Consider the following 17,524-nt stretch of genomic DNA (forward strand, 5'->3'; position numbering starts at 1 on the left):
GGCGGTGCTTTATGCGTTTAAGGGGTCGCGTTGCTAAGGTTTTGGTTCTGTAGATGTAGAGCGCGCGTGAGAAGCAAGCCGCTCCAGAGCGTTTTTTAACGCGGGGTTGTCGGTGTCTTTGGCGCATTCGGCCAGGGTTTTGCCCGCATCATCTGACAGTGTGCGCGTGTAACGCTTAGGTGACTCGATCGGGCGCACTGGACGAACTTTGAGCGTAAACCCTGTCACGCCTTCAAAGCCCGGTAATTGGTGAAGCAGTGACAGTAGCTGCGACTGCTCGTAGCGTAGCCACGTTAACCAGCTGGCTTGTCCGCTGATCAGCGTAAGGCGTCCGTTGCTGAAGCCGCCGACGAAAATGTGCTCGCGCATCTCTTCAGGCAAATGGGCGCGAAGGTGGCGTTGCGCTTGATCAATTAAGCGTGATTGGCGCATTAGCTGTCCAACGCCGCCAGACTTGGTCAGCAGTTGGGCAATGGGCTGTGCGCGAGAACGCTTAACCTTTATACTCATCAACTTAATTCCTAGGGTGTTGCTAGTGACGTCGTACTGGCGAATACAAACAGCGCCTGTGATTGACCGCCAATGAAAAGAGCCTAACACGCTCGGGAGCCAGTCCACAGCATGTCATCAACGTCAGAGATAGTATCTGCTTCGCCAAGGCGTCAACGACGCTATGGCTTAGCGCGTTGGTGGCTGGCTGGCCTGTTGGTGAGCTGCTTATTGCCCGCTAGTTTACACCCTTCAGATGCATTGAGAAGCAGTGGCCGCAATGTCTGCATCTGCTTTTGGATGCCTGCGATGCTACGGGCTCAATCGCACTGGATTGCCAAGAAGCGCCGTGCGCTTCGTCGCTGGGCTAGTCGCCAAACGCGCCGATTGCCCAGCGTTTGCAGCCGTCCTCTATTACTACCGCTGATCACGCTTCGACTTGTTGCTGCCAGCGATGTAGTGACCCCTCGTGGCCCGCCCGCCGAACAACGCATTGGTTAACATTACGCCTATTTGCCTTATATAAGGGCGCACCTGGATGGGTCGCTCACGATGATCTGGAAATTTCATGATTAATAACTTGTTACGTAAAGTGGTCGGCTCTAAAAACGACCGTGAAGTAAAGCGCATGTATAAAAGCGTGCAGAGCGTTAATGCGTTAGAAGAGACCCTGGCGGGCCTAAGCGATGCGGAACTTCAAGCGAAAACCACTGAGCTGCGTCAGCGGTTAGACGATGGGGCGACGCTGGATAGCCTGCTTCCAGAAGCCTTTGCTGTCGTTCGTGAGTCCAGTAAGCGAGTAATGGGCATGCGCCACTTTGATGTGCAGATGATCGGTGGTATGACCCTGCACCGTGGCCGTATCGCGGAAATGAAAACCGGTGAAGGTAAAACCCTAGTCGCCACGCTGTCAGTCTACTTGAACGCATTGACCCGTAAAGGCGTTCACGTGGTAACGGTGAATGACTACCTCGCCCGCCGTGATGCGGAATGGATGCGCCCGCTTTATGAATTCTTAGGGCTAACGGTAGGCGTTATCTTTGCAGGGCAGACCGGCGAAGAGAAGCGCTATGCTTATCAGTGCGACATTACCTACGGCACCAACAACGAGTTTGGCTTTGACTATCTTCGCGACAACATGGCGTTTTCGCTGGAAGATAAAGTTCAACGCGGCCTGCACTACGCGATTGTGGACGAAGTCGACTCCATCCTAATTGATGAAGCACGTACGCCGTTGATTATCTCCGGCGCGGTAGACGAGAACACCGACCTCTACGGCATCGTGAACCGCCTCGCCCAACAGCTCGAGCAGGGTGAAGTCTCCGAAGATGACGAAGCACCGGTGAGCGGCGATTTCGTGCTCGACGAAAAGCAGAAGCAGGTGGAGCTGACCGAACAGGGTCACAATAAAGTCGAAGAGCTCATGCGGGCCGAAGGGCTGCTGGGTGAGGGCGAATCGCTCTACGCAGCGCAAAACCTCAACCTGCTACAGCATATGCACTCGGCGCTGCGCGCTCTCCATCTCTATCATCCGGACGTTGATTACATCGTTGCCGAAGGGCAGGTGGTGATTGTCGACGAGCACACCGGCCGTACCATGCCGGGGCGCCGTTGGTCTGAAGGTCTGCACCAGGCCGTGGAAGCTAAAGAGGGCGTTACGGTTCAGCGTGAAAGCCAAACGCTGGCGTCTACCACCTTCCAGAACTACTTCCGTCTGTATGAAAAGCTATCGGGCATGACGGGCACGGCGGATACCGAAGCCTTCGAATTCCGTCAGATTTACGGTCTTGATGTGATCGTCATTCCCACCAACCGCCCGCTGGCGCGTAAAGATCTCAACGACCTTGTGTACCTGAGCGCGGAAGAGAAGTACGAAGCCATCATCAAAGACGTGAAAACAGAGACCGAAGCGGGCCGCCCAGTGCTGGTGGGTACCGCCTCTATCGAAACGTCTGAGTATCTGGCGCGCCTAATGCGTGAGGCAGGGCTTAAATTCAACGTCCTAAACGCCAAGCAGCACCAAAGTGAGGCAGAAATTATTGCTCAAGCTGGCCGGCCCGGTGCGATTACCATCGCTACCAACATGGCGGGTCGCGGTACTGACATTATGTTGGGCGGTAACTGGGAAGCCGAAGCCGCGAAGCTGCAAAACCCTAGCCAAGCACAAATTGATGCGCTAAAAGCCGAATGGCAAAAGCGCCACGACGCGGTGCTGGAAGCTGGTGGCTTGCACGTGGTGGGCTCTGAGCGCCACGAATCCCGCCGCATCGATAACCAGCTTCGTGGCCGTGCAGGCCGCCAGGGCGATCCGGGTTCCACACGCTTCTTCCTCTCTTTGGAAGATAGCCTGATGCGCTTATTTGGCTCCGACCGAGTGAAGCGCTTAATGCAGGCGCTGGGCCTTGAGCGTGGTGAAGCCATTGAACACAAAATGGTTTCTAATGCGGTAGAGCGCGCTCAAAAGAAAGTGGAAGGGCGTAACTTCGATATTCGCAAGCAGCTGCTTGAGTACGACGACGTAGCCAACGACCAGCGCCGCGTGATTTACGAGCAGCGTAACGAAATTCTAGCGTCTGACGATGTCTCCGCCGCGGTGGTGGGTATTCGTGAAGAGGTGATGGAAGACGCGATTAGCGAGTACGTGCCGCCCCAGAGCCTGGCTGAGCAGTGGGACCTGCCCGGCTTGGAAGCCCACTTGAAAACCGAGTTCAATCTCGTCGCGCCAGTGACGCAGTGGGCCGAGGAAGACGAGCGCTTTAGCGAAGAGAAGCTGCGTGAACGTCTGCAAACCATGCACCGCGAGGCCTATGAGGCTAAAATCGAGTCCGCAGGTGCGGCATTGATTCGCCGCTTCGAGAAGCAGGTGATGCTCCAAGTGCTGGATACCCGCTGGAAAGAGCACCTGCAGTCCATGGACCACTTGCGTCGCGGTATCCACCTGCGTGGTTATGCACAGAAGAACCCCAAGCAGGAGTACAAGCGCGAATCCTTCGAGCTGTTCCAACATCTGCTGACCAATATCAAAGCCGATGTCACGCGTATTCTCAGCCACGTTCAGGTGCGTCAGCCAGAAGAAGTGGATGCCCTAGAGCAGAAACGCCGTGAAGAGCTTGCTCGTGAAAAAGCGACAGCCGCCAGCCTCCACGATGCGCCTGATGCCGGTACTAGCGAGACAGCGCCCGGGGTTGATGGCCGTCCGCTGCGCCGGGAAAACCCGAAAGTTGGCCGCAACGACCCCTGTGTGTGTGGCTCGGGTAAAAAATATAAGCAGTGCTGCGGCAAATTAAGCTAATCACGTATGGCGTAAGCGAACGTAGAGGAGAGAAACATGGCGGTGGGAAACCTTCCCTTTCCGGAATTGCCACCCCTCAGTGGGGTGCGCCTGGGCACTGCAATGGCGGGCATTAAGAAGCCGGATCGCCGTGATATGGTGGTGATTGAGCTACCTGAGACTGCCACTGTGGCGGGTGTTTTCACCCGCAATGCGTTCTGTGCTGCTCCGGTAGTGGTTGCCAAGCAGCATCTTGAGCAGTGCGCCAGTAGCGGCCTTGCGCCTCGTTATTGGTTAATTAATACCGGTAATGCCAATGCGGGGACGGGTGAGGCTGGCTTGCAAGATGCTTATGCCAGCTGTGCTGCTGTCGCTGAGCAGGCAGGTGTTGAGCAGGCTCAGGCGCTGCCGTTCTCTACGGGCGTGATTGGCGAGCCGCTGCCAATGGCTCGTCTGCTGGCGGGCTTGCCGGGCGCGTTTGATACGCTGGCCGGCTCAAGTCAAGCGTGGCAGCAGGCAGGTGAAGGTATTCTAACCACCGACACCCGCGCAAAGGGAGCCACGGTGACCGTTGATATTGGCGATCAGCAGGTCACCATCAACGGGATTACCAAAGGTTCGGGCATGATTAAACCCAACATGGCCACCATGTTGGGGTTTGTAGTCACCGATGCGGCGATTGAGCAGTCCTTGCTCGCCACGCTGCTGCGAGAAACGGTGGATCGCTCGTTCAACTGCATCACTGTGGATAGCGATACCTCTACTAACGATGCCTGCATGTTAGCGGCGACCGGCACGGGCGCGCGTATCGAAAGCGACGAGCACATTACCGTTTTCCGTAACGCTCTGCAGCGGGTGATGACCGAACTCGCCCAGGCGATTATTCGCGATGGCGAAGGGGCGACCAAATTCGTCACACTGCAGGTGAATGAGGCCAGCACTCGCCAAGAGGCGCTGGATGTGGCGTTTACCGTAGCTCACTCGCCTCTAGTAAAAACCGCGCTCTACGCCTCGGATGCCAACTGGGGGCGTATTTTGGCGGCGGTGGGTCGAGCGCCGGTTGAGGCGTTTGATGTTAGCCGGGTCGTGATTGACTTAGGCGATGTGCGCCTAGTGGAGAACGGTGGCCGCGCCGGTAGCTATACCGAAGCGGCTGGCAGTGCCGTCATGGCCGAGGAAGAGATCACAATTCGCATTAATTTGGGGCGTGGTGACGAGTCCGCTACCGTGTGGACCTCGGATCTCTCCCATGACTATGTGTCCATCAACGCGGATTACCGCAGCTAAGGCTGCGGCAACGTGCTAACGCAGCGAGATAGCGCCGTGCAATATAAAGGCGGCGCGCACAAAGTGGATAAGACGTAATGAGTGTAATGGTAAAACGACGGGTTCATGTCGCGGCAGCTGCGATGATCAGCGCCGATCAAAAGCACGTGCTGATCGCGCGCCGGCCTTCCAACGTCGATCACGGCGGTCTTTGGGAGTTTCCCGGTGGCAAGCTAGCCCCTTATGAAACTGGGCTGGAAGGCCTTAAACGTGAGTTGCATGAAGAGTTAGGCGTTGAGATTGTTCGTGCCCAACCGCTCATTCGCGTTCACCATGAGTATCCTGATAAGCACATTCTGCTCGATGTGTGGCAGGTGCATGAGTTTGCTGGCGAACCGTTTGGTCGTGAAGGCCAGGCGGTGCGCTGGGTGCCGATGAATGAGTTGGTGAACTACCCGTTCCCAGCGGCGAACCTGCCCATTCTGCGTGCGGTGATGCTACCCACCGAGTACTTGATTACCGGTGAAGAGCCTGACGATGAGCGCTTCGCGTCGCTGCTGGAGCGCGCTCTGCGCGAAGACAGCATTCGCCTTGTGCAACTGCGTGCCAAAAGCTTAGATGACGCGGCCTATGTTGCCCGTGCTGAGCGAGCGCTCAAGCTTTGCCGTGAATACGGTGCGAAGTTGCTGCTCAACGGTGAGCCAACGCTGCTGGATCGGGTCGATGCGGATGGTATTCATCTGACCAGTGCGCGCTTAATGCAGCTGGACCGACGCCCGATTGCGGAAAACAAGTGGCTGTCCGCCTCCACGCATGATCAAAAGCAGCTCTCCCAAGCGGCAGTGCTGGGCTGTGATTTTGTCACGCTTTCTCCGCTGCGCACCACGCCATCACACCCGGAAGTGGCTCCGATGGGCTGGCACGACTTCCAACAGCTGGTGGAACGTGCCGGTATGCCGGTATTCGCGCTGGGCGGTATGACCCGCTTTGACGCCAACCACGCTCGCGCGGTGGGTGCTCAGGGTATTGCGTCGATTCGCGACTTCTGGAAATAAATTTCTGGATATAAGCGATGTCGGCTTGGTACTTATAGAAAAGCGCTGATAGCAAAACGCCTGCTCTGGTAACAGAGCAGGCGTTTTTGATTTTCAGATGCTCGAATAAGCTTAATCGCGGTAGCGGCGGGTTAGGTCGCCATAAGCGTCGACACGGCGATCGCGCAGGTAGGGCCAAATACGGCGGGTGTTTTCGCTACGCGCCATATCCAGGCTCACGACCAACTGCTCAGTCTCTTCACCGGCATGGGCTAGTAGCTCACCTTGTGGGCCGCAAATAAAGCTACCGCCCCAAAACGCGATACCATCACCCACGCCGGAGTGGTCGGCCTCAAAGCCTACGCGGTTTGCCACCAAGACGGGCAGGCCATTCGCGACGCCGTGGGCGCGCTGAATCAGCGTCCAGGCATCTTTCTGGCGGTTTTTTTCCGCGTCGTCGTCATTAGGATCCCAGCCAATAGCGGTGGGGTAGAGCAGTAGCTCAGCACCCGCCAGCGCCATTAAGCGGGCGGCTTCCGGGTACCACTGGTCCCAGCACACCAGAATGCCTAACCGACCCACTGAGGTGTCAATCGGCGTAAAGCCCTCTTTGCGTGCGTCGTCGGCGTCGCCAGGGGTGAAGTAAAACTTCTCATAGAACCCTGGGTCATCTGGAATATGCATCTTGCGGTACTGGCCAACCCGCCCTTTGGCGCGGTCGTACACCACGGCGGTGTTGTGGTAGAGCCCCGCCGCGCGCTTTTCAAACAGCGAGCCCACCAGCACGATATCCAGCTCTTTTGCCAGTGCCGCCAATCGCTGTCCCGTCGGGCCATCCAGCGGTTCGGCGAGATCAAACAGTGCCGGGTCTTCATATTGACAGAAGTAGTGGGTGGCGTGCAGCTCTTGTAATAGTACGAGCTGTGCCCCTTGGCTGGCTGCTCTGCGAATGCCCGCCTCGCTTTCGGCCAGGCTGAGCGCTTTATCGGGCCATGCGGCTTGTTGAATCACCGCCACGTTAAGTGTCTGGGACATGCTGCCCTCCTTAAGAGTGAGTGGTCGCAGGCACAAGCGTACCTTTGGGTAGCTGCATGGTTAAACAGTGCAGGCTGCCGTGCTGACGAATCACGCTGATGCACTCAATGGGGATCAGCGTATGTTCTGGAAAAGCGACGGCCAGCGCCTGCAGTGCGGTAACATCCGCTGGGTCGCCATAGGTAGGCACCAGCACCGCATCGTTGATAATCAAAAAGTTCGCATAGGTGGCCGGTAGGCGATGCCCATCTTCCGGGTCAAAACAGGCCTGGGGCCAGGGTAGCGGAATAAGCTGGTAGGGCTCTCCGTTACGCTGACGGAAGGCTTTTAACTCCTGCTCCATTGCCTGCAGGGCCGTGTAGTGCGGGTCAGTGGGGTCGTCACAACGCACATAGGCAATGGTCGAGGGGTTACAAAAGCGTGCCAACGTATCCACATGGCTGTCCGTGTCGTCGCCTTCTAAATGCCCATTGGCTAGCCACAGCACGCGGTCTACGCCAAAGTCATCTGCCAAAAGCGCTTCAACGTCTTCTCGAGAGAGCGACGGATTGCGGTTTGGGTTGAGCAGGCACGCTTCCGTGGTGAGCAGCGTGCCTTCGCCGTCAGTCTCGATAGCCCCACCTTCTAACACCATCTCCCGAGAAGAGACTGGGCAGGCCCATAAGCCCGCATCGGCTAGCCACTGGGTTAGCTGATTGTCCCGCTCAGCAGGGAATTTACCGCCCCAGCCGGTAAAGGTGTAATCCAGCAGCAGCGGCTGGTTATCTTCGTCCAATACCGTGATCGGTCCATGATCTCGCGCCCAGGTATCGTCGGTGGGTGCGACAATCAGCAGCAGCTGATGTTTGGGGATGCCGTAGGCATCGAACGTGGCGGTCAGGCGCTGATGGGTCGCCTCGTCTGGCACGCTGATGATCACGCGCTGATAGCGCGCCGTGGCAAGCACAATGTGCTCAAGCGTTGCTTCGATACGCGACAGCATATAAGCCCAGTCGCCGTCTGGACGGGGCCAGGTGAGCTGTAGGCCATCTTGAGGGTGCCATTCGGGCAATAAGCGGTGAGTCTTGGTAGCCAACGTAAAAGGTGCTCTCACTAGTCAGAATAAGCTTACCCGGTGGGCAAGAGGGTCGGGCGCAATTTAGGGGGTTGCTCCTCAACTTGCAAGCGATACCGTTATAAAGGGAACGGCCTTGGAGAGGGCGACTCTAAGGCTGCGTTTGCACATGCAGCCATGTTAAAAAAACCGTACCATGGACGCCCATTATTAAGGAATGTAGCCATGCTTGATCGTTTGCCTTTTCTGGTGGGGCTGCGCTATGTGCGCGCTAAACGCCGGAACCACTTTATTTCGTTTATCTCCTTAACGTCGATGCTGGGGCTGATGCTAGGGGTGGCGGTACTGATTCTTGTACTGTCGGTTATGAACGGATTTGATCACGAGCTGCGCACGCGCATTTTAGGCATGGTGCCCCACACCAAAATTGAGTCCCAGGAAGGACTGGTAGAGTGGGAGGCGTTGGCAGAGCAATTAGTACAGCGCGATCGAGTGATTGGTGTGGCCCCTTACGTTGAGCAGCAGGGTATGTTCTCCGCTGGCGGCCGCAACCAAGGCGCGATGGTCAACGGCATTCATCCGGATTGGGAAGACCAGGTCTCTATTATTGGCGAGCACATGCGCCAGGGTGAGTTGGCCGACCTTGTGCCCGGTGAGTGGAATGTTGTGCTGGGTTCGATGCTCGCCCGCAGGCTAGGCGTTGGCGTGGGTGACCGCGTGACGCTGCTGGTGCCCGAGGCATCGATTACTCCGGCAGGCGTTTTCCCCCGACTGAAGCGGTTTACCGTCAGCGGTATTTTCAGCGTAGGTGCCGATCTAGACGCCAATTTGGCCTACGCCAATATTGAAGATATGCAAACGCTGGCACGTATGGGCGATGCGGTTGGTGGTTTGCGCCTAGAGCTAGACGACCTGTTTATCGCCGGTAGCGAAACTCAGGCCATTGTGAACGAGTTGGGCCCAGGCTACAGCGGCTCCGACTGGACGTTCTCCCATGGCAATCTCTTCCAAGCTATTCAGATGGAAAAACGCATGATCGCGCTGCTGTTGACCGTGATTATTGCGGTTGCCGCGTTCAATATTGTGTCGACGCTAGTGATGGTGGTGACGGATAAGCGTGCGGACATTGCCATTTTACGCACCATTGGTGCCACGCCAGGCTCCATTATGGGTATTTTCATTGTGCAGGGACTAGCGATTGGCCTGATCGGCATTGCGGTAGGGGTTACCGTGGGCATTCTGCTGGCGCTCACCATTTCCGATTTGATTGGCTGGTTTGAAACGGCGTTTGGTATTCAATTCCTGGATGCGGGGGTTTACTTCATCAGCGACCTGCCGTCGCGTCTGGAATGGAGCGATGTGCGTGACATCGTGCTGGCCGCGTTTGGCCTGACGTTCCTCTCCACGCTCTATCCCGCCTGGCGAGCTGCTCGCGTTCAGCCTGCTGATGTACTGCGCTATGAATAAGGATGCCCCGATGACGTCAACACCCTCTAACGCCGTCATGCTGGAGTGCCGTGGGCTCACCCGCATTTACAGCGAAGGCCCTCAGGATCTCACCGTACTGGATCAGCTTGAACTGACCGTCCGTGCCGGTGAACGCGTTGCGATTGTAGGAAGTTCGGGTTCAGGCAAGACCACGCTGTTAAACCTGTTGGGCGGCCTAGACCGCCCGAGCAATGGCAGCGTCGTGATTGGCGGTGAGGCACTTTCGGGCCTGAATGAAGCCGCGCTGGGCCGCTTCCGCAATCAATATATTGGTTTTGTTTATCAGTTCCACCATTTGCTGGCGGAATTTACGGCGGTGGAGAATGCTGCGCTGCCGCTGATTATTCGCGGCCAGTCTAAAAAAGTGGCTGAACAGCGCGCTATGCAGATCCTAGAGCGGGTGGGGATGAAAGCGCGTGCCGACCATAAGCCGGGTGAGCTATCGGGCGGTGAGCGCCAGCGAGTGGCGATTGCCCGGGCGCTAGTGACCGACCCCAGCCTCGTATTAATGGATGAGCCGACCGGAAACCTGGATCAAACTACCGCAGCGTCTATTCTGGCGCTGATGGATGAGCTGGCCAAAGAGAGCGCCTGTGCATTTGTGATTGTGACTCACGATGTGGGCTTGGCTGCCCATCAAGACCGTGTCATGAAGCTGGATGGGGGGCGCTTGGTCGCTCAGGCATAGCGATGCGCTAGTTTAGTCGTCAAACTCTGATTCGATGCGAGCCCTGCGCCGCCGTCTTTTAAGGCGGCGGCGCTTCCAGTTATGGGAGACGTGCCAGCGCCAGATAAGGCGAATGCCAATGTTAGCGACGACCGCAAGCACAATCGCAGTAATCAGAGAGCCCAGTAGCAGCGGTGGCAAGATGTCGTGCATCTGCTCAGCTATCCAGCGGGTTGAGATGCGGGAAGGGGCCTCCCGCGCGGGCGCCCCAAGCAAAAAAGTGCCTATTCGATAATTCACATAAAAAATCAGCGGCATGGTAAGTGGGTTGGTGACCCACACAAGCCCTACCGAAAGTGCCAAATTGCAACGACTTAGCCGCGCACCCAGAGCCGCCACCACCATCTGAAAGGGGATGGGTAGCATCGCGCAAAACAGCCCGACGCTAAACGCGTTCGCAACGCTGCGTCGAGTTAGTAGCCATAAGCCCGGATCCGCAATCAGCGGTGCCATAAAGCGCAACGAACGCTGGCGCCTTAGCGTATCGGGTTTTGGCATGTAGCGCTGCAGGAAACGGCGCGGCATGTCAGGTACTCTTACTTTAGATCGTTTCTATTATCCATATAGCGTAGGGCTTCGGCTACGGCGTGCGCAGTAATGGTTGAGCACCAGGGAGGGGCGGATGGGGCAGGGCATTGCAATGCCCGCGGCATTAGCAGCGCTTGGCGGTAGCCTGTTGGCTTGGTGGGCCGGTGGGCAGGGCGGTACATGGCTGCTGCCACTGGTCCTCATGATGGCGGGGCTAAGCGTTGGCGTATGGCGGCCACGGGCCCTAGTATGGTTGCTCTTAGGCGGGTCCGTTGCCTTTAGTATTCAGCAGGAGTGGGTGCGTCGGCTGCCCGTTGGGCTGAGCGGGCAGGATATAGCGGTGCATGCCAAAGTGACCGCTGTACAGCAGCAGTCAGGGGTTCAGCGGTTGCGATTGAGTATCGAGCGCTGCACAGCCCCTGCCCATCTTCCCCGTTGTGATCAATTAAACAGCGTTCGGGTGAGCGCTTACGACCATGAGCATGAGTATGTGGTTGGCGAGCGCTGGCAAATGACGCTGCGCTTACGGCCGCCCTATGGCTTTATCAACCCCAATACTTTTGATTATGAGCAGTGGTTATGGCGTGAAGGCATCCACGCTACTGGATATATTCGCCCCGATCCTGCGCCGCAGCGGCTTACGCACGCTTCTCCTCGGCTGCGCCAATTGGCATCCGACTTTCTAGCACAGCTGCCTTTAGAGGCACGTACCCAACGCTGGCTGGCCGCATTGACGCTTGGCGATAGCGAAAAGCTTAACCAAGATGACTGGGCGCTGTTAAACGCTACGGGTACCACGCACCTCGTGGTGATCTCGGGCCTGCATGTGGGGCTGGTGGCGTCATTCGTGCTGCTGCTAGGGCGTTATGCTGCGCGTGTCGTTTCGCCTACCAACTGGCGGCTGCGCACTTGGCCCTGGTGGCTTGCTGGCGCGGCCGCCGTTGGCTACGCCGTGTTGGCCGGGTTGGCGCCACCGGCAATGCGCGCGATGATTATGACGTTGCTGGGGTTGTGGGTTCTAAGTGGCCGCCATGCACCGGGGCCCTGGCAAGCTTGGTGGCTTGCACTGGCACTGGTGCTGATAGTTGACCCGCTAGCACTTTGGCGGCCTGGGTTGTGGCTCTCGTTTATGGCGGTAGGGTGGCTGATTATTATCTGGCAGGGTCGGTCCAGGCCGCGCGGTGTAAAAGGCTGGTGCTGGGCACTGCTGCGTTCTCAACTGTTATTGGCCCCTTTAATGGCCGCAGCGGTGTTGTTTGCCTTTGGGCGTGTAGCCCCTACGGCCCCTTTGATCAACTTAGTGGCGGTGCCATGGGTCAGCTCGGTCATGGTGCCTACCGCGCTACTCGGCTGGCTGCTGTCACCCCTTCCGTTTGTTGGTCTAGTGCCCTGGTGGGTGTTTGAGCAAGCCTTAGCGGTATTTCATCAGCTGTTGGTTGTCGCTGTGGAAGCCGCACCGCTCTGGCAGCCTCCCGCGCATTTGGCCTATCCATTGGCGGGGAGCTTGGTGCTGCTGTCGCTGTGCTGGGGCTTGCCCGCCGTGCCGCGTTGGTTACGCGTGGGTGCGGCGGTACTCTTGGTGACAATTCCCTGGTGGCCGAGAGAGCAGGCGATTCCGCCGGGGCAGCTTCACGTGACGGTTTACGATGTGGGCCAAGGGCAGTTAATAGAGCTGCGCAGTGCCAATTTTCGGCTGCTCTATGATACGGGGCCACGTTTTCGCAGTGGCTTTATGCCCCTGCAAAGCCTATGGCCCCCAGGTCAAGATTTTGACCAAGTAATGGTCAGTCACGCGGATACTGACCACGCCGGAGGCGTAGATGCGCTACTAGCGGATCACCAAGTAGCGCAGTGGTGGGCGCCAGCAGGGGAGTCGCTATCTATCCCAAGCCAGCGCTGCGAGCAGGGGCAACGCTGGCAGCGTGACGGTATTACGTATCGAATACTCTGGCCACCGAGCGGTGAGAACACTCTATCCTCTAATGATCGCTCTTGTGTGTTAGCAGTGTATGCGGGTGAACATAGCCTGCTGATCACCGGTGACGTAGGGAACCAAGTGGAGCGACAGCTTCTACCGCAGCTGAATGGCAACGTGAGTGTATTGGTGGCGGGCCACCACGGCAGCGGCACCAGCTCGGGTGTTCAGTTTGTGCGCGAGACGCAGCCACATCACGTGGTTTTCAGCGCTGGGCGAGACAATGCGTTCCGCCACCCTGCCGACGACGTTGTGCGGCGCTTTCGGCAGCAGCATAGCTGCCTATGGAACACCGCCCAGGACGGCGCGCTTAAATTTACGCTGATACCACAGCAGCCAGTCACCTTTCAGCCACTGCGGGCCTTGGCAGGTGGCCATAAGCGGTGTTGAAGCGCGCCACCATCAGGTAGAATCGCCCACACTGCACACTACTGCTGGGAGCGCGTGTGACTGATTCAGGTTGGATGCTATATAAACGGTTATTGGGTTACGTTAAGCCACACTGGCGTGCGTTTGCGCTGGCGGTGGTGGGTTTTGTGATTTACGCAGCTTCAAGTACCGCGCTGGCGGAAATGATGAAGCGGCTGATTGATGGGATTCAAAACCCAGACGCCGATTTTCGGTTTTTCCTGCCGCTGTTTGTAGTGCTCATGTTTGCCTCTCGCGGGCTGGGCACTTTTCTGAGCACCTACTTTATGGCCTACGTGGGGCGCTATGTGATTCATACGCTGCGCTGCGATGTGTTTGCCCACTTGCTTCACCTGCCGGGTCGTTTTTTTCGATCAGCACTCCAGCGGCCACTTGGTATCAAGGGTCACTTACCACGTTGAGCAGGTAGCGGGTGCAGCGACCAATGCGGTGACGATCATCCTGCGTGAGGGGTTGTTTGTCGTGGGGCTGGTAGGCTATCTATTCTGGACCAACTGGATGCTAACGCTGCTGTTTTTGGGTGTTACTCCGATTATTGCCGGTGTGGTGAGCTATGTGAGCAAGCGCTTTCGGCGTATCTCCAAGCGTATTCAACACTCCATGGGCGATGTGACTCATGTGGCTTCTGAGGCGCTTTCGGGCTATCGCGTGGTACGTACCCACGGCGCAGAAGCGTACGAGAAACAGCGTTTTGAGCGCGTGAGTGAAGAGAACCGTCGCCAGAGTATGAAAGAGGCCATGACCCGAGCGGTTAGTTCGCCTGTCGTGCTCATGCTGGTGGCGATCTCTATGGCGCTGCTAGTGTGGCTGGCCATGGCGCCCTCGCTGATGGAAAACATGACGCCGGGGGAGTTTGTCGCCTTTATCACCGCCGCTGCCCTGATGATTAAGCCGGTGCGCCAGCTCACCGAGATTAACAGCGAGATTCAGAAGGGCATCGCAGCGGCCTCTGAGCTGTTTGGCCTGTTAGACCTCACCCCTGAACAGGATGAAGGCTCTCTCATTCCCAGCAAGCTAACGGGCAATGTGGTGATTGAGAACGTCAGCTTCCGCTATGGTGACGACCAGCCCAGCGTACTGCACAACGTGAATCTTAACGTTGCTCCCGGCGAGCTGGTGGCTATTGTGGGCCGCTCGGGCAGCGGTAAATCAACGCTCGTCAGCCTGCTGCCGCGCTTCTATCGCCCCAGTGAAGGGCAGATTTTGATTGATGGCGTGAATGCCGATGAGTACGCCTTAGGGCCGCTGCGCCAGAATATTGCCCTGGTGTCCCAGCAGGTCACCCTGTTTAACGCCTCCATTGCTGACAATATTGCTTACGGCGTGGCTGACCCAGACCCGGCCGCCATTAAGGCGGCTGCCGAGGCAGCCTACGCCAGCGAGTTTATTGAAAAGCTGCCAGAAAGTTACGCCACGGTCGTCGGCGAGAATGGGGTGATGCTCTCGGGTGGGCAGCGCCAGCGGCTCGCCATCGCCCGGGCCATTTTTAAAGATGCGCCCATTCTGATTCTGGATGAAGCGACCTCCGCACTGGATACCGAGTCAGAGCGCTATATCCAAAAAGCGTTGGAGCACGTGTGTGAAGGGCGCACCACCCTGGTCATAGCTCACCGACTCTCCACCATTGAGCGTGCCGACCGCATTCTAGTGATGGATCAAGGGCGGATTATTGAGCAGGGTACCCATCAGGCGCTGCTTGAAAAAGGTGGGGCCTACGCCGCGCTGCACCAGCTTCAGTTTCAGGAGAGTGAATGAGTCTTGCTCAGCGCTGGATAAAGGCTGCCTATGGCGGCAGTAACTGGCTAGTACCGCTCTATCCGTTGGGTGATTTATACCGTTATCTTATGGGGCGGCGAGCACAGTGTTACCGCGAGGGAAATAAACCAGTTTGGCAAGCACCGGTGCCGGTGATCGTGGTGGGCAATATTACGTTAGGCGGTACGGGTAAGTCACCGCTTGTGGCCTGGCTTAGCCGTTGGCTGGTACAGCAGGGATTTTTACCCGGTATCGTCACCCGCGGCTATGGCGGTAAAGCGCCGCACTATCCTCTGTTAGTAACGCCTTCTACAGACCCAGCGCATAGCGGTGATGAACCACTGATGCTGGCACAGCAAACCGGAGTACCGGTGGTGGCGGACCCGCAGCGAGCGCGGGGTGCTGAAAGGTTGGTGCAACAGGGCTGCGATGTACTGATTAGCGATGACGGCTTGCAGCACTTGGCCTTAGGGCGCGATATTGAACTGGTGGTTATCGATGGTGCTCGTGGGCTAGGCAATCAGCGCTGCCTGCCCGCTGGGCCTTTAAGAGAGGCGCCCGGGCGACTTGCAAGTGTGGACGCTGTGATTGTCAACGGAGCGCTACAACGCCCGCTGGAAATATCTAGTGTGGCTATGCAGCTGGTACCTCAGCGCTGGCGCCAGCTGCCTACTGGGCAGCACTATCCGTTGCAGCCGCTGCCATTTGCGCTGCCGGTGCATGGGCTGGCAGGTATTGGCAACCCTCAGCGTTTTTTCAATACGCTACGGGAGTTAGGCGTGGAAGGGGAGATGCATCCCCTGGCAGACCACCAGCCATTTGATGAACACACGTTTCAATTTATGCCGCCACGACCAATCATTATGACGGCGAAAGACGCCGTAAAGTGTCAGGCGTTTGCACCGTCTGATAGCTGGGTATTAGAGGTGGAGGCGCAGCTTCCACAAGCATTTGAGGACTGGCTGGCAAACAGGCTGTCCGTACTGACACAAAGGGGATGCACCGATGGATAAGGAACTATTGGCAATGCTGGTTTGCCCGCTCTGCAACGGCAAACTGAAGTATGATCGTGACGCCCAAGAGCTTTGCTGCCACTACGACGGTTTAGCCTATCCCATACAGGATGGCATTCCTGTCATGCTGCCTGAAGAGGCACGGCAAATGGGTGCTGATGAAAAGTTACCTACCTCGCCTGGCCGCACCGGAGAGGCGTGATGTCTGATGTTACGCCGCAATTTATTGCCGTTGTCCCCGCTCGTTTTGGCTCCTCTCGCTTGCCGGGCAAACCGCTATTAGAGATCGCCGGTGAGCCCATGGTGGCCCATGTGTGGCGGCGAGCCTGTCAAAGCCAGGCCAACCGCGTAGTGGTGGCGACAGACGACACGCGGATTCGCGATGCCATGCTGCCCTATGGGGCTGACGTAGTGATGACTCGCGATGACCACCCCTCGGGCACTGACCGGCTCGCCGAGGTCTCCGACCATCTAGGCCTAAGTGATGACACACTGGTCGTGAATGTGCAGGGGGATGAGCCGCTGATTCCTCCGGCACTTATTGATCAGGTCGCACTGCGCCTGGCGGATGACCCCGAGGCGGCGATTGCCACCCTAGCCGAGCCGATTGCGGATGTTGATACGCTGTTTAATCCTAACGTGGTGAAAGTCGTGCGGTCGCTACAGGGGCGGGCGCTCTACTTCTCGCGAGCGCCGATTCCCTGGGACCGCGAGCACTTTAAAGCGCAGCCAAGCCTACTAGAAACCGATGCTTGGCTGCGCCATATTGGGATCTACGCCTACCGAGCGAGTTTCTTAGCCGCCTATCGGGATCTAGCGCCCTCCAGCCTGGAGCAGTTGGAGCAGTTGGAGCAGCTTCGGGCACTACAGCATGGCTACGCTATTCAAGTGGCGCTGGCGAGCGCGATAAACCCCGCCGGAGTCGATACGGAAGAGGATTTGGCGCGGGTAAGGTCGCTGTTGTCTGCCGAGCGTGAAGGAGGCATTTCATGACGCGTGTTCTCTTTGTTTGCCTGGGCAATATTTGCCGTTCACCAACCGCGGAGGGCGTTTTTCAGCAGGCGCTCGACCGTGCAGGGTTAAGCAAACGCGTGGAAATCGACTCCTGCGGTGTTGGCAGTTGGCATGTTGGCAAAGCGCCCGATCCCCGTGCCCAGGCAGCTGCGCTGCGTCGTGGTATCGATATTAGCCATCTGCGCGCCCGTCAGTTAAAAGCGAGTGACTTCCTGGAATTCGACTACGTGCTGGGCATGGACAGCGATAACCTGGCGGCGATGCAGGCGCTAAAACCGGCCGACAGCCAGGCTAAGGTAGGGCTGTTGTTGGAGTATGCAGGACTCGCGAATACCGATGTTCCTGATCCTTATTACGGCGGAGAAGCGGGCTTTGAGCAGGTATTGGATATGATTGAGCAAGCCAGTACCGGACTGATTGCAGAGCTGACCTGTGGGCGCTGATAG

General features: G+C 57.4%; 15 protein-coding genes and 1 pseudogene. 12 read left to right on the forward strand and 4 right to left on the reverse strand.

The annotated features are described in order from the left end of the window. Positions 1–33: 33 nt before the first annotated feature. Positions 34–510, reverse strand: a complete 477-nt coding sequence (locus A3220_RS04480; RefSeq protein WP_044629195.1) for a DciA family protein — start codon at positions 508–510, stop codon at positions 34–36. A 288-nt stretch (positions 511–798) separates the two neighbouring features. Here A3220_RS04480 and A3220_RS17790 point away from each other — a divergent pair, with 288 nt between their 5' ends. The 4 genes from A3220_RS17790 to A3220_RS04495 all read left to right on the forward strand — a co-directional run bounded on the left by A3220_RS17790 (position 799) and on the right by A3220_RS04495 (position 6,081). Next, positions 799–990 carry a hypothetical protein gene (locus A3220_RS17790; protein WP_232068247.1) on the forward strand — a complete coding sequence of 64 codons (192 nt, stop codon included), beginning with the start codon at positions 799–801 and terminating at the stop codon, positions 988–990. 67 nt (positions 991–1,057) lie between these two features. Next, the gene (secA, locus tag A3220_RS04485; protein WP_062373422.1) at positions 1,058–3,781 is read left to right on the forward strand and encodes a preprotein translocase subunit SecA; all 2,724 of its coding nucleotides are present in this window, start codon (positions 1,058–1,060) and stop codon (positions 3,779–3,781) included. 36 nt (positions 3,782–3,817) lie between these two features. Next, positions 3,818–5,047 (forward strand): bifunctional glutamate N-acetyltransferase/amino-acid acetyltransferase ArgJ, encoded by a 1,230-nt coding sequence (argJ, locus tag A3220_RS04490; protein WP_062373425.1) that lies wholly within the window; start codon positions 3,818–3,820, stop codon positions 5,045–5,047. A gap of 77 nt (positions 5,048–5,124) precedes the next feature. Then, complete coding sequence (locus A3220_RS04495) at positions 5,125–6,081, forward strand: Nudix family hydrolase (protein ID WP_174524459.1); 957 nt, start codon at positions 5,125–5,127, stop codon at positions 6,079–6,081. 111 nt (positions 6,082–6,192) lie between these two features. Here the strand turns inward: A3220_RS04495 and A3220_RS04500 are convergent, their stop codons facing one another. Continuing rightward, the gene (locus tag A3220_RS04500; protein ID WP_062373428.1) at positions 6,193–7,095 is read right to left on the reverse strand and encodes a carbon-nitrogen hydrolase; all 903 of its coding nucleotides are present in this window, start codon (positions 7,093–7,095) and stop codon (positions 6,193–6,195) included. Between the two features lie 10 nt (positions 7,096–7,105). Next, the gene (locus A3220_RS04505) at positions 7,106–8,170 is read right to left on the reverse strand and encodes an agmatine deiminase family protein (protein WP_074210473.1); all 1,065 of its coding nucleotides are present in this window, start codon (positions 8,168–8,170) and stop codon (positions 7,106–7,108) included. A gap of 204 nt (positions 8,171–8,374) precedes the next feature. Here A3220_RS04505 and A3220_RS04510 point away from each other — a divergent pair, with 204 nt between their 5' ends. Beyond that, positions 8,375–9,616, forward strand: a complete 1,242-nt coding sequence (locus tag A3220_RS04510; RefSeq protein ID WP_044629201.1) for a lipoprotein-releasing ABC transporter permease subunit — start codon at positions 8,375–8,377, stop codon at positions 9,614–9,616. A 10-nt stretch (positions 9,617–9,626) separates the two neighbouring features. Beyond that, a complete protein-coding gene (locus A3220_RS04515; protein WP_044629202.1) occupies positions 9,627–10,325 on the forward strand; it encodes an ATP-binding cassette domain-containing protein in 699 nt (232 codons plus the stop codon). 12 nt (positions 10,326–10,337) lie between these two features. Here A3220_RS04515 and A3220_RS04520 read toward each other — a convergent pair whose 3' ends face one another. Then, entirely contained in the window at positions 10,338–10,889 is a 552-nt protein-coding gene (locus A3220_RS04520) for a DUF2062 domain-containing protein (protein ID WP_058577888.1), read from the reverse strand. Positions 10,890–10,986: 97 nt separating this feature from the next. Between A3220_RS04520 and A3220_RS04525 the strand changes: the two genes are divergently transcribed. The 6 genes and pseudogenes from A3220_RS04525 to A3220_RS04550 all read left to right on the forward strand — a co-directional run bounded on the left by A3220_RS04525 (position 10,987) and on the right by A3220_RS04550 (position 17,521). Continuing rightward, entirely contained in the window at positions 10,987–13,257 is a 2,271-nt protein-coding gene (locus tag A3220_RS04525) for a DNA internalization-related competence protein ComEC/Rec2 (RefSeq protein WP_062373433.1), read from the forward strand. Positions 13,258–13,313: 56 nt separating this feature from the next. Further along, a pseudogene (gene msbA / locus A3220_RS04530) lies at positions 13,314–15,051 on the forward strand (lipid A export permease/ATP-binding protein MsbA). Continuing rightward, complete coding sequence (gene lpxK / locus A3220_RS04535) at positions 15,048–16,064, forward strand: tetraacyldisaccharide 4'-kinase (protein WP_062373435.1); 1,017 nt, start codon at positions 15,048–15,050, stop codon at positions 16,062–16,064. Before msbA ends, lpxK begins: the two are co-directional and overlap by 4 nt. Next, positions 16,057–16,266 (forward strand): Trm112 family protein, encoded by a 210-nt coding sequence (locus A3220_RS04540; RefSeq protein WP_054641055.1) that lies wholly within the window; start codon positions 16,057–16,059, stop codon positions 16,264–16,266. Before lpxK ends, A3220_RS04540 begins: the two co-directional genes overlap by 8 nt. Continuing rightward, on the forward strand, positions 16,266–17,057 hold the full coding sequence (kdsB, locus tag A3220_RS04545; RefSeq protein ID WP_044629208.1) for a 3-deoxy-manno-octulosonate cytidylyltransferase: 792 nt from the start codon (positions 16,266–16,268) through the stop codon (positions 17,055–17,057). Before A3220_RS04540 ends, kdsB begins: the two co-directional genes overlap by 1 nt. Beyond that, positions 17,054–17,521: a low molecular weight protein-tyrosine-phosphatase gene (locus A3220_RS04550; protein ID WP_044629209.1), complete on the forward strand. Its 468-nt coding sequence runs from the start codon at positions 17,054–17,056 to the stop codon at positions 17,519–17,521. The genes kdsB and A3220_RS04550 overlap by 4 nt, the downstream gene beginning before the upstream one ends. Positions 17,522–17,524: the final 3 nt, after the last annotated feature.

This window comes from Halomonas sp. KX33721, from assembly GCF_001596805.1.
Lineage (GTDB): Bacteria > Pseudomonadota > Gammaproteobacteria > Pseudomonadales > Halomonadaceae > Vreelandella > Vreelandella aquamarina.